General features: G+C 69.1%; 11 protein-coding genes, 2 tRNA genes and 1 pseudogene. 4 read left to right on the top strand and 10 right to left on the bottom strand.

The genetic code is table 11. The features are described 5' to 3' along the window. Window positions 1-915 (top strand): MBL fold metallo-hydrolase (locus E1258_RS24400; protein WP_371688681.1); only part of this gene is annotated, 915 nt, incomplete at its 5' end. A 65-nt stretch (window positions 916-980) separates the two neighbouring features. Here the strand turns inward: E1258_RS24400 and E1258_RS24395 are convergent. Together E1258_RS24395 and E1258_RS24390 are read right to left on the bottom strand one after the other, a co-directional pair. Beyond that, a complete protein-coding gene (locus tag E1258_RS24395; RefSeq protein WP_243715657.1) occupies window positions 981-1,163 on the bottom strand; it encodes a hypothetical protein in 183 nt (60 codons plus the stop codon). Between the two features lie 113 nt (window positions 1,164-1,276). After that, the gene (locus tag E1258_RS24390) at window positions 1,277-2,242 is read right to left on the bottom strand and encodes an L-threonylcarbamoyladenylate synthase (RefSeq protein ID WP_132405222.1); all 966 of its coding nucleotides are present in this window, start codon (window positions 2,240-2,242) and stop codon (window positions 1,277-1,279) included. Between the two features lie 670 nt (window positions 2,243-2,912). On the opposite strand from E1258_RS24390, the gene E1258_RS35140 reads away from it, so the two are divergent. After that, window positions 2,913-3,473 carry a tyrosine-type recombinase/integrase gene (locus tag E1258_RS35140; RefSeq protein WP_243715656.1) on the top strand — a complete coding sequence of 187 codons (561 nt, stop codon included), beginning with the start codon at window positions 2,913-2,915 and terminating at the stop codon, window positions 3,471-3,473. A gap of 12 nt (window positions 3,474-3,485) precedes the next feature. Here E1258_RS35140 and E1258_RS24380 read toward each other — a convergent pair whose 3' ends face one another. Together E1258_RS24380 and E1258_RS24375 are read right to left on the bottom strand one after the other, a co-directional pair. After that, window positions 3,486-3,800, bottom strand: a complete 315-nt coding sequence (locus E1258_RS24380) for a transcriptional regulator (RefSeq protein ID WP_132405216.1) — start codon at window positions 3,798-3,800, stop codon at window positions 3,486-3,488. Next, a pseudogene (locus tag E1258_RS24375) lies at window positions 3,800-4,181 on the bottom strand (type II toxin-antitoxin system RelE/ParE family toxin). Before E1258_RS24375 ends, E1258_RS24380 begins: the two are co-directional and overlap by 1 nt. Window positions 4,182-4,285: 104 nt before the next feature. Between E1258_RS24375 and E1258_RS24370 the strand changes: the two are divergent. Further along, window positions 4,286-4,540 (top strand): type II toxin-antitoxin system Phd/YefM family antitoxin, encoded by a 255-nt coding sequence (locus tag E1258_RS24370; RefSeq protein WP_132405220.1) that lies wholly within the window; start codon window positions 4,286-4,288, stop codon window positions 4,538-4,540. Beyond that, window positions 4,537-4,911, top strand: coding sequence for a type II toxin-antitoxin system VapC family toxin (locus E1258_RS24365; RefSeq protein ID WP_132405214.1), 375 nt, complete (start codon window positions 4,537-4,539; stop codon window positions 4,909-4,911). The genes E1258_RS24370 and E1258_RS24365 overlap by 4 nt, the downstream gene beginning before the upstream one ends. 249 nt (window positions 4,912-5,160) lie before the next feature. On the opposite strand, the gene E1258_RS24360 is transcribed toward E1258_RS24365, so the two are convergent. The 6 genes from E1258_RS24360 to gyrB all read right to left on the bottom strand — a co-directional run bounded on the left by E1258_RS24360 (window position 5,161) and on the right by gyrB (window position 11,207). Continuing rightward, window positions 5,161-5,233 (bottom strand) — tRNA-Ala (locus tag E1258_RS24360). A gap of 43 nt (window positions 5,234-5,276) precedes the next feature. Continuing rightward, window positions 5,277-5,405 carry a DLW-39 family protein gene (locus E1258_RS35135; RefSeq protein ID WP_232290182.1) on the bottom strand — a complete coding sequence of 43 codons (129 nt, stop codon included), beginning with the start codon at window positions 5,403-5,405 and terminating at the stop codon, window positions 5,277-5,279. A 43-nt stretch (window positions 5,406-5,448) separates the two neighbouring features. Beyond that, window positions 5,449-5,522 (bottom strand) — tRNA-Ile (locus E1258_RS24355). Window positions 5,523-5,694: 172 nt separating this feature from the next. Continuing rightward, the gene (locus E1258_RS24350; RefSeq protein WP_132405212.1) at window positions 5,695-6,606 is read right to left on the bottom strand and encodes a DUF3566 domain-containing protein; all 912 of its coding nucleotides are present in this window, start codon (window positions 6,604-6,606) and stop codon (window positions 5,695-5,697) included. 3 nt (window positions 6,607-6,609) lie between these two features. Continuing rightward, window positions 6,610-9,132, bottom strand: a complete 2,523-nt coding sequence (gene gyrA / locus E1258_RS24345; protein WP_132405210.1) for a DNA gyrase subunit A — start codon at window positions 9,130-9,132, stop codon at window positions 6,610-6,612. 128 nt (window positions 9,133-9,260) lie between these two features. Continuing rightward, a complete protein-coding gene (gene gyrB, locus E1258_RS24340) occupies window positions 9,261-11,207 on the bottom strand; it encodes a DNA topoisomerase (ATP-hydrolyzing) subunit B (protein WP_007073831.1) in 1,947 nt (648 codons plus the stop codon). Between the last annotated feature and the right edge of the window lie 356 nt (window positions 11,208-11,563).

Here is an 11,563-nt window from a genome sequence, read left to right as displayed (position 1 = left end):
GCGCAAAGCCCCGGGGTGGTGGGCCGCATGGGACGCGCACGGCGGGGTACGGGCGAACAGGCGCTGGAGGTGGCATTGATGATCAGGGAACAGCCCGAGGTCACGTTCGTCGGCACCGCGACGACGGTGCTGCGGGTCGGCGGGTTCACCCTGCTCACCGACCCGAACTTCCTGCATCGCGGGCAGCGGGCGTACCTCGGCCGGGGACTGTGGTCACGTCGGCGCACCGACCCGGCGCTGGAGATCGCCCAACTGCCGGCGCTGGACGCGGTCGTCCTGTCCCACCTGCACGGCGACCACTTCGACCGGGTGGCCCGCCGGGAACTCGACCGGGAACTGCCGATCGTCACCACACCCTCGGCCGAACGAAAGCTGCGCCGCTGGGGATTCCGCGCGGCCGAGGGCCTGCCGACGTGGCGTACCCGGGAACTGCACCGCGACGGCAGCACCCTGCGGCTGACCTCGATGCCCGGCAAGCACGGACCCGGCGCTGTCGATCTGCTCCTGCCCGACGTGATGGGCACGATGATCGACCTGGAGCGCGACGGCACCCGCCGGTTCCGGCTCTACGTGACAGGCGACACACTCAACCGGCCGCTGCTCGCCGAGATCCCACAGCGGTACCCGGACATCGACGCCATGCTTATCCACCTCGGCGGCACCCGGATCGCCGGCGTCCTGCTCACCATGGACGCCGAACAGGGCATCGACCTGACCGAGCTGGTGCAGCCCCGGCTCACCGTGCCGATCCACTACGACGACTACCCGGTTTTCCGCTCGCCCCTCGGCCAGTTCCTCGCCGAGGCCCGGCGACGCGGCCTCGGCGACCGGATCCGGACCATCCGCCGTGGCGAGACCCTTCCCCTCGCCCCGGCGGCGGTCACCGACGGCTCCCGTCCCGCTCCGCCCGCCTGACACACCCCAGCCCACGACGACCCACCCGACCGAGAGGCACGCCCCGGCCGGCCGCGCTCGTCTAGTCAGGCGCGCTCCGAGATCGCCTCGACGAGATCACCCACCGGACGCTCCGGCAGCGACCGGTCCACGACGGCGACGGCCACGATGCCGACGAGGTCGTGCCCGTCGATGACCGACAGCCGGCGTACCCTGTGCCCGCCCATCGTGCGCAGGATCTCCGCGGCGTCGTCGGCACCGACGGTCACCGCCTGGCCTTGGGCCCGCTCGCCAGCGGTCGTGCGGTCGGCATCGGCGCACGCCTCACTTCGGGGGTCGTTGCCGTTCTCCTACCCCGGCCCCGCCGGCCATACGTCCCGGGTCAGCCGCCCGGCCGCCAGGTCGCCGCCGCCCGCCCCAGCCGGTCGTTGACCGCCCGACCCACGCCGACGTCCGGCACCCGCTCCGCGACGATCTCCGCCACCCCGGCCGCGTCGAGCCGGTGCAGCGCGTCGAAGAGCCGGGCCGCGGCCACCGTCAGGTCACCGCCGGGGGACAGCACCTCGACCGCCGCCCAGTCGCCGCCCGCCGGGCGTTCCCGGAAGGCCAACAGCCCCCTTCGGATGCCGTCGCCGGCCGCCGGCTCCGCGCCGCCCACCACCCGCAACGGGGTACGCGGAGCGTAGTGCGCGGCCAGCGTCCCGGGTGCCACCGGCTGACCGGAACTGCCCGGGCGTACGGTCACCGGGCCGACCGCCTCCTCCAGGGCCTCCACCGCAAGCGCGCCGAGCCGCAGCACCACCGGCTGCCCGCCCCGGGCGTCCACGATGGTCGACTCGATGCCGCACCGGGTCGGCCCGCCGTCGAGCACCACGTCGACCGCACCGCCCAGCCCGGCCACCACATGCTCGGCGCGGGTCGGGCTGAGCTGGCCGAACCGGTTGGCGCTCGGCGCGGCCACCGGCACACCGGCCGCCGCGATCAGCGCCCGCGCGGACGCCTCGTCCGGCACCCGCACCGCCATCGTCTCCAGCCCGGAGGTGACGATCGGCGGGATGGCGGCGGGGCGGTCCACGATCAGCGTCAACGGCCCGGGCCAGAACCGCTCGGCCAACGCGGCCACCGCCCCCGGCACCGGCCCCACCAGCGCGGTCAGGTCGGCCGCGTCGGCCAGATGGGTGATGAGCGGGTCGAAGCTCGGCCGCTGCTTGGCCTCGAAAATCCGGGCCGCCGCGCGGGCGTCGAGGGCGTTCGCGCCCAGCCCGTAGACGGTTTCGGTGGGAAACGCCACCAGCCCCCCGGCCCGCAGGACCGAGGCCGCTTCGGCAATGCCGCTCCCGGCGGGCAGGACGCGCGGAGATCCGGTGCTCACCCCACGACGCTAGCCTGCCCGCACCGGGGGCACCGCCGGTGGGCCTTTCCGTTTCCGTGCGTGAGCAGGCGAGTACTGGGCCGAAGTCACCTTCGGCCCAGTACTGGATCCATGGATGAACTCAGCTGCTATCCGTGGCTCAGCTTAGCCGCGCGTCTCGCCCTACCGGCGTCGGATAAGAACCATCAGCATGCTTCCGAGCAGAAGCAGGCTGCCGCCGAGCGCGGCCGGCACGACGATTGACGGACTGGCCGAGCGAGTCACCGGTGACCGGCAGCTTCGTCCGCGTCCGGGTCGGGGTCGGAGTCGGTGTAGGAAGTACGTAGCGCCCCTAGCCGACCATCATGAATCGGCCCAAACTACTAACTATCACCACAAAAGCTTTCAAAGCTTTCCAAATGTCGCATCTGATCCGAACGGGTGGCCCTACACTCCGCAACCGCGCTTGATGACGGCGCTTCCGGTGCCGACGAGGCCGACCATCGACGCCACTAGCCTGGGCGTTGACCCCACCGCGCCGCCTCGGACGCTGGAAGCCTGGTTCAGAGAAGGCTGCACGAAGTGAAAGCGCATGACGGTACTCGTCCCTCGAGCTGACGCGCTACCGATGGGCAGCCACGAAGCACCTGGCGCCGGGGCTGGTCGGGTGAAGCTCGATCGGCTGACGCCTCGGGAAGTGCAGCAGTTCCTGGCCGGCCTGTGGGGCAAGCTGGCACCGGCGAGCATCGCCAGATGGAAACCGCGGAACGTGAACCGTCGCTTTGAGCAGCTGCGTTCGGGGGCCAGTCTGGAGTGGCTGCACCTGCACGACCTGCGGCACGCGTTCGCCACGTTCCTCCTCGTCCAGGGCAAGGAGCTGCGGACGGTCTTGAAACTGCTCGGGCACTCCACGATTCGGATGACGGCCGACACCTACGGGCACGTCCTACCGGCGCGGGCTCGTCCGGCCGCCTCGGCCATCGGTCGCGTGCTCGGCGAAGAGGGAACCGCCCGAGGAGCTTGGCTGTACTCGGGGTCGAGATCAACCAAGGAAAGTGCTGGTGGGCCGGAGGCACCACCATGCGAACCGCGCCGCCACGATCTCCGGCGACCCGCTGCCCCTAGGTTTGCCCAGCCTGCGGGTGCCGATCGGTGCTCGATGACCTCGGCTTGCCGACCGGTGCGGTTCGCCGGAACGACTCGCCTCGTCGTACGTGATGTCGGCTGAGGCTCGTGGGGATCAGGCGATCTGACGGAGGTCGCTGCCGTAGTCGAAGATGATCCGCATCCGGGCGCCGAGCGCTCGTGCGTACCGGCTGAGGGTCGCCACCTCGTTGGCGTCCAGGTCGCCGTTTTCGATCTGGCTCACCCGACCGGGCGTGACTCCCATCAGCTCGGCCACCTGCCGCTGGGTGAGACCGAGACGCTTGCGCTCCTCGGCGAGGTGGAACGCGCTGACCCACGCCTCGGTGCGGGCGCGTTCGGCGTCGAGCGCGTCGTCGTCCCCGTCGTGCAACTCGGCGCGGATGTCGTCCCAGTCATGGAAGTCGACCATCAGCCCTCCCTCCGTTTCCTCTCGAAGGCCAGCCAACCCTCGTAGGCGACCTCGGCGATCGGGATCGCGTTCTCGTACCACCGCGTCCAGTCTCCGGCCTTGTTGCCGGCGACCAACAGCACCGCCTGCGACCAAGGGGTCAAAGACGAACAGAAGCCGGATGGCGACGTCGCGGCCGGATCTCGGCCGCAGCTCCTTGAGGTTGCTGATGCTCGAACCCCGGAGAGTGTCGACCAGCGGACGCCCCAGGCCCGGGCCGGTCTCGGCGAGCATGTCGATCGCTGCGTTCACTGACCGGTACGCCGCCGGGTCGGTCTGACGCAGGGCCCGTAACCAGTCGCGGACATCGCCTGTCGTCCATGCGAACCACACCGCCACGATCGCCGGTGACCCGCTACCGATGAGTTTGCACAGCTCATCCGGTGCACCGGTGACGACATCGGGTCAAGTTGGCTAAGCTGTTAGCTAAACGAGGAGGTCGAATGATGTCGGCTGAAGCCGTGCACTACAACATGCATGATGCCAAGACCCACCTGTCACGCATCATCGAACGGGTGGAACGCGGCGAAGAAATCATCATCGACCGGGCAGGCACCCCGGTGGCGAAGGTGGTGCCGCTTGTACGACGGGCCAACCGCACCGCAGTCGGCTCCCTCGCCGGGCAACTGGACCTCTCAGGCGACTGGGACTCCCCCCAGACCAACGCCGAGATCGCCGCTGACTTCGGCATCGGCGCATGACCCTGCTGCTGGACACTCACGTCGCGCTCTGGGCCATCACCGGCGATGCAACCCTCGGCACCGAGTTCCTCGACCAGCTACGCCACGAGCCAGACATCTTTCTCTCCCCGGTCACTCTGTGGGAGATCACCATCAAGCAGAGCGCGGGAAAGCTTGCAGGACCCCCTGACCTCGCCGAGCGGGTAAGGGACATGGGCTTCCGTGAACTCCCGGTAACCCATGCCCACGCCATCGCCGCCGGCCGCCTGCCACCCCACCACCGCGATCCCTTCGACCGCATGCTGGTGGCGCAGGCAATCACCGAGAGTTTGACCCTGGCCACCCGCGACGCGTCGATAGCGCTGTACGACGTGGACGTCCTCAAGGTGTGATCGGACGAACTCGTCCCGGCGTGCCCGAAAGCCCGTCGGAGACATGCGCCGCCCCTTGCCGGACAGCGGCTCGATGCTCCCTGAACTTCGACCGGCTGAGCGGTGGTGGGAGCCACATGACGGCGCTGGGCGAACTCACTCGCTGCACTGCCTGGAGTAGGGACTCGGGCATGGCAGTGCTGCCGGCACACCGGCCATGACCTGCATCTAGGCAGATCTTGGACCCGTCCGTTTGGGTATCCGTTTCGGTGGAGCCCAGGGGACTCGAACCCCTAACCCCTGCCTTGCAAAGGCAGTGCTCTGCCAGTTGAGCTAGGGCCCCGAGGACGGGCGGAACCGCCCGGGGCTGCCCGTCGGGGAGACGGTCAGCGCAGGTCGGGAGCGGTGGTCGCCTCGTGCCACAGTGCGCGCTCGTCGTTCGAAGCCTTGACCTTTCGAACGACGAGGGCGGCCACACCGACGACGCCGGCCAGAATCAGAAGCTTCTTGAACATGGGGCGACCCCTTGCGCTCGACAACCGTCGGAACGATGTGCGGTGGGGCTAGCTGGAATCGAACCAGCGACCTCAGAGTTATCAGCTCTGCGCTCTAACCGACTGAGCTATAGCCCCGCGTAGCGACGGCCAAGGTTAACGCATCCGCCCGCCGCGCCCCAAATCGGGGCCCGCCGAGCGTCGCCCGCCTCGCCGTACCCCCGAAACTACCCGGACGCACGACGCCGGGGCGACCGCTTTACGCGGCACGGCCCCGGCGTCGGACACGGTCAGTTCCGCTCGGACGCGCTCAGTCCCGCTCGGCGAGCGTCAGCTCGATTCCGCCGACCAGGTCGGCGCAGACGTTGTAGACGAACGCGCCGAGGGTGGCCAGCGCGGTGAACAGGACCACGTTGACCAGGCCGATCAGGGCGGAACTCAGGATCACACCCTTGGCGGTGATCTGGAAACCGCTGTTGCTCTGCCCGCCGGCGGCCACCAGGTCGGTCAGGCTGTCGTTGACACTCTGGAACACGCCCATCGCGTCCAACGCCAGGTAGAGCACCGACGTGGCCACGACCACCACGATGAAGAGCACCACGGAGACGGCGAACGCGAACTTCATCACGGACCACGGGTCGATGCGCTTGAGGTTCAGCCGGGCCCGGCGGGGCCCGCGCGACGCGGCCGAGCCGACCGAGGTACGCGCGGCGCGTACCGCGTCACCCACGCGGGCGGCCCCGACTGCCGCCGCTCCGGCCACCCCGGGCGGCAATCCGCCGCCGCTGACGGGACGGCCGGTGCCGGCCGGACGGGCGCCGTCCGGTTGCGGCTTCGCCGTGGCGCCGCCCCCGATGCGTGGCAGGGTGCCGGTGACGGCGCTGCCCGCCGCCGACTGCCCGCCGCCGGTCCTGATCGGCTGGGTGGTCGCCGGACGGGCCGCGCTGCCCGCCGCCACGGCCGGAGCCGCCGCGGAGGCGGGCGCGTCGATGCCGGATGTCTCGGTCTTGTCGCTCGCGCCGGAGTCGTCGCCGGGGGAGTCCGGCGGCGGCGCCATACCGGGCGCCCGGGTGAACTTCGGGGCAGGCGCGTCGGCGGGGACGGTTGCCCGGCCCACGGCCGCGCGGCCGGTCGCTGGTGCGCCGCTCTTCGCGGCGGCCTCCTCGTCGACCGGGTTGGCCGAGGTCCCCTTGTTCCCCGACTTCGCCTGTGTCTCCGTCATCAACTAGTCCTGTTCGTCAGGCTCGTCGGCATTGCGAGCAATCGCCACGATAGTCACGCCGTCTGGGAGGTCCATCAGCTTGACCCCCATTGTGTTCCGGTCACGCGTACGGCGTACAGGCTTCACCGGAGTTCGGATGACGCCACCGTTGCTGGTGATCGCGAACAGCTCGTCGTCCGGATGGATCACCACCGCGCCGACCAGACCACCGCGTCGCTCGGTGATCTTCGCAGTCAGCACGCCCTTACCTCCCCGGCCCTGCACCGGGTATTCCTCGATCGGAGTGCGTTTCGCGTATCCCCCGTTCGTGGCCACCAGGACGTCCAGCCCCTCGCGGACCACCTCCATGGCCAGCAGGACGTCCTCGTCGCTGAACCGCATGCCGATCACACCCGACGTGGCCCGACCCATCGGCCGCAGCGCCTCGTCCGTGGCGTTGAAGCGGATCGCCTGCGCGTTCTTCGAAACCAGCAGCAGATCGTCGGACGGCGCGACGAGGGCAGCACCCACCAGCTCGTCCTCATCGCGCAGGTTGATCGCGATGACTCCGCCGGAACGGTTGGAGTCGAACTCCTCGAGCCGCGTCTTCTTCACCAGGCCGTTCTTCGTGGCCAGTACCAGGTAGGGGGCCACCTGGTAGTTCGGGATTTCGATGATCTGCGCGATCTGCTCATCCGCTTGGAACGCGAGCAGATTGGCCACGTGCTGGCCCTTGGCTACCCTACTGGCTTCCGGAAGCTCGTACGCCTTGGCCCGGTACACCCGGCCCTTGTTCGTGAAGAACAGCATCCAGTCGTGCGTCGAGCACACGAAGAAGTGGCTGACGATGTCGTCCTGCCGCAGCGTGGCCCCGCTGACGCCCTTACCGCCACGCCGCTGCGAGCGGTACAGGTCGACCTTCGTCCGCTTCGCGTACCCCGTGCGGGTGATCGTGACCACCACGTCCTCGCGGGCGATCAGGTCCTCCATCGAGACCTCGCCGTCGAACGGCACGATCTTCGTACGCCGCTCGTCGCCCCACTTCGCGACGATCTCGCCCAGCTCCTCCGAAACGATCCGCCGCTGCCGCTCCGGCTTGGCCAGGATGTCCTTGAGATCGGCGATCTCCACCTCCAGCTTGGCCAGGTCGTCGAGGATCCGCTGCCGCTCCAGGGCCGCGAGCCGGCGCAGCTGCATGTCCAGGATCGCGGTCGCCTGGATCTCGTCGATCTCCAGCAGCCGGATCAGGCCCTGCCGGGCGTCCTCCACCGTCGGCGAGCGCCGGATCAGGGCGATGACCTCGTCCAGGGCGTCCAGCGCCTTTGACAGACCGCGCAGGATGTGTGCCCGCTCCTCGGCCTTGCGCAGCCGGAACGCCGTCCGCCGCCGGATCACCTCGATCTGGTGCTCGACGTAGTAGCGGATGAACTGGGCCAGGTTCAGCGTCCGGGGCACGCCGTCGACCAGCGCCAGCATGTTCGCGCCGAACGTCTCCTGCAGCTGGGTGTGCTTGTAGAGGTTGTTCAGCACCACCTTGGCGACCGCGTCGCGCTTGAGCACGAGCACGATCCGCATGCCCGTACGCCCGGAGGACTCGTCCCGGATGTCGGCGATACCGGCGAGCTTGCCCTCCTTGATCAGCTCCGCGATCCGCTCGGCCAGGTTGTCCGGGTTCACCTGGTACGGCAGCTCGCTGACCACCAGGCAGGGCCGGCCCCGCTTGTCCTCCTCGACCTCCACCACGGCCCGCATCCGGATCGACCCACGGCCCGTCCGGTAGGCGTCCTGGATCGCCTGGGTGCCCACGATCAGGCCGTGGGTCGGGAAGTCCGGCCCGTTGACGATCCCGATGAGCGCGTCGAGGGTCGTCGCCTCGTCGACGTCGGGGTTCTCCAGGCACCACTGCACCGCCGCGCCGATCTCCCGCAGGTTGTGCGGCGGGATCTTCGTGGCCATGCCGACCGCGATGCCCTCGGAGCCGTTGATCAGCAGGTTCGGGATCCGCGACGGCAGGATGGTGGGCTCCTTGGCCCGGCCGTCGTAGTTGTCCTGCATATCGACGGTGTCCTCGTCGATGTCCCGCATCATCTCCATCGCCAGCGGGTCGAGCTTGCACTCGGTGTAGCGCATCGCGGCGGCCGGATCGTTTCCGGGCGAGCCGAAGTTGCCGTTGCCGTCGACCAGGGGGTAGCGCAGCGACCAGGGCTGCGCCATGCGGACCAGCGCGTCGTAGATCGGCGAGTCACCGTGCGGGTGGAACTGACCCATCACGTCGCCGACGACCCGGGAGCACTTCACGTAGCCGCGGTCCGGCCGGTAGCCGGAGTCGAACATGGCATAGAGGATCTTGCGGTGGACCGGCTTGAGCCCGTCCCGGACGTCCGGCAGTGCCCGCCCGACGATGACGCTCATGGCGTAGTCGAGGTAGGAGCGCTGCATCTCCACCTCGAGCCCGACCGGCTCGATCCGATCGTGCGCCACGACTGCGGCGGCGGGGGTCTCGGGGACCTCGGGCTCGCTCGGGGTGGACTCGGGGGTATCGGTCACTGTTAACCCTTATCAGAATCAGAGTCGGTTTCGTTCTGTGGATAACCGCTGTGGAAACCGGCCGTGCTGTGGATAACTCTGTGGATCGGCGGGCCACCGGTGGACGGCCGGACGGCCCGCCGGCTCCGTCAGATGTCCAGGAAGCGGACGTCCTTGGCGTTGCGCTGGATGAACGAGCGGCGCGCCTCGACGTCCTCACCCATCAACACACTGAACAACTCGTCCGCGACCGCGGCGTCGTCGAGCGTGACCTGACGCAGGGTGCGGGTCGCCGGGTTCATCGTGGTCTCCCAGAGCTCGGGATAGTTCATCTCGCCGAGGCCCTTGAAGCGCTGGATGTCGTCCGGCTTGGCGTTGGGCTTCTTCTGCTGGCGCAGCGCGATCAGCCCGTCGCGTTCCCGGTCGGAGTACGCGTACTGCGCGTCGTCGCCCTTCTTGTTCCACTTGATCTTGTAGAGCGGTGGGGCGGCCAGGTAGACGTGCCCCAGCTCGACCAACGGACGCATGAAGCGGAACAGCAGGGTGAGCAGCAGCGTCTGGATGTGCTGGCCGTCGACGTCGGCGTCGGCCATCAGCACCACCTTGTGGTACCGCAGCTTCTCCATGTCGAAGTCGTCGTGGATGCCGGTGCCCAGCGCGGTGATCAGCGCCTGGACCTCGTTGTTCTTCAGCACCCGGTCGATCCGTGCCTTCTCCACGTTGAGGATCTTGCCGCGGATCGGCAGGATCGCCTGGGTACGCGGGTCACGGCCCTGCTTGGCCGAGCCGCCGGCCGAGTCGCCCTCGACGATGAACACCTCGGACTCGCGCGGGTCGGTCGACTGGCAGTCGGCCAGCTTGCCCGGCATCGAGCCGGACTCCAGCAGCGACTTACGGCGGGCCAGCTTGCGCGCCTGCTGGGCGGCGATCCGGGCCCGGGCGGCCTGGGACGCCTTGGTGATGATGATCTTCGCCTCGGCCGGGTTCCGGTCGAACCAGTCGACCAGCCACTCGTTGCAGACCCGCTGCACGAAACTCTTCACCGGGGTGTTGCCGAGCTTGGTCTTGGTCTGGCCCTCGAACTGCGGGTTCGCCAGCTTGACCGAAATGATCGCGGCAAGGCCCTCGCGGATGTCCTCTCCGGAGAGCTTCTCGTCGCCCTTGAGCAGCTTCTTGTCGGCGCCGTAGCGGTTGACCACGCTGGTCAGCGCCGCGCGGAAGCCCTCCTCGTGGGTGCCGCCCTCGTGCGTGTTGATCGTGTTCGCGAAGGTGTAGACCGACTCGCCGTACGACTCGTTCCACTGCATGGCGATCTCGACCGACATGCCCTCCTCCTCGGCGCCGAACTCGACCACCGTCTTGTGGATCGGGTTCTTCGAGGCGTTGAGGTGCCGGACGAAGTCGGCGATGCCGCCCTTGTAGCAGAAGGTGACCTCGCGGGGCTTGCCCTCCTCGCCCTCCGAGACCCGCTCGTCGAGCAGGTGGATGGTGAGGCCCCGGTTGAGGAAGGCCATCTCCTGGAGGCGGCGGTAGATGGTCTGGAAGTCGAAGTTGACGGTCTCGAAGACGTCGGCGTCGGGCCAGAAGGTGACAGCCGAGCCGGTGCGGTCGGTGGCCTCGCCCTTCTCCAGCGGCGACGGCTTGGAGTTGGCGTACTGCTGCCGCCAGACGAAGCCGGACTTGTGGATCTCCACCGCCATCCTGGTGGAGAGGGCATTGACGACGGACACGCCGACGCCGTGCAGACCGCCGGAGACGGCGTACGCCTTGCCGTCGAACTTGCCGCCGGCGTGCAGCACCGTGAGCGCCACCTCGACGCCGGGCTTCTTCAACTTGGGGTGCAGGTCGACAGGGAAGCCCCGCCCGTTGTCGGTGACCCGGACCCCGCCGTCGGCCAGCAGCACCACGTCGATGGTGTCGCAGTGACCGGCCAGCGCCTCGTCCACCGCGTTGTCGACGACCTCCCACACCAGGTGGTGCAGACCTCGCTCGCCGGTCGACCCGATGTACATGCCCGGCCGCTTGCGGACCGCCTCCAGCCCTTCGAGGACCGTGATCGACTCGGCGCCGTACTCCTGCTTGTCCTGCGCTGCCACCCTCGGCCACTTTCTCGCGCCGCCAGCGCCGCAAGCGGCGAGTCAGGCGCGGGTTCGGCGGACAGGACGCGACGTCGGCGCGCGGACCGGCACCGGGCGTGAACCGGGGCACGGGCCGAAGCGCCGGTCGCCGCGGATGCCCGCGGATCGCGATCGGCTCGACCCGACGTGGGACAATGATCTCGGGCCTGTGGGGGCCCGCGCCCGTCGCACCATTGTCGGGTCTTCGTCTCGCCCTCAATCTTACTGTGCGCGGACGACAGAACCGCCACTCGGCACCCCTTCGCGGCGGCTGAGAACTCCGTAGCCGGCCGAACCGCGCCACCTACGACTCCCCCTACAGGCGAGGCCCGGAT

Source organism: Micromonospora sp. KC207 (assembly GCF_004348615.1).
Taxonomy (GTDB): Bacteria; Actinomycetota; Actinomycetes; order Mycobacteriales; family Micromonosporaceae; genus Micromonospora.
The sequence above is the reverse complement of the archived record's forward strand: the minus strand, read 5'-3'. Positions and strand labels throughout refer to the sequence as shown.

Coding starts and splice junctions, on each gene's coding strand:
- E1258_RS24350 (WP_132405212.1), bottom strand. CDS start 6,606: ATGACGGAGACACAGGCGAAGTCGGGGAACAAGGGGACCTCGGCCAAC.
- E1258_RS24365 (WP_132405214.1), top strand. CDS start 4,537: ATGACCCTGCTGCTGGACACTCACGTCGCGCTCTGGGCCATCACCGGC.
- E1258_RS35135 (WP_232290182.1), bottom strand. CDS start 5,405: ATGTTCAAGAAGCTTCTGATTCTGGCCGGCGTCGTCGGTGTGGCCGCC.
- E1258_RS24370 (WP_132405220.1), top strand. CDS start 4,286: ATGTCGGCTGAAGCCGTGCACTACAACATGCATGATGCCAAGACCCAC.
- E1258_RS24380 (WP_132405216.1), bottom strand. CDS start 3,800: ATGGTCGACTTCCATGACTGGGACGACATCCGCGCCGAGTTGCACGAC.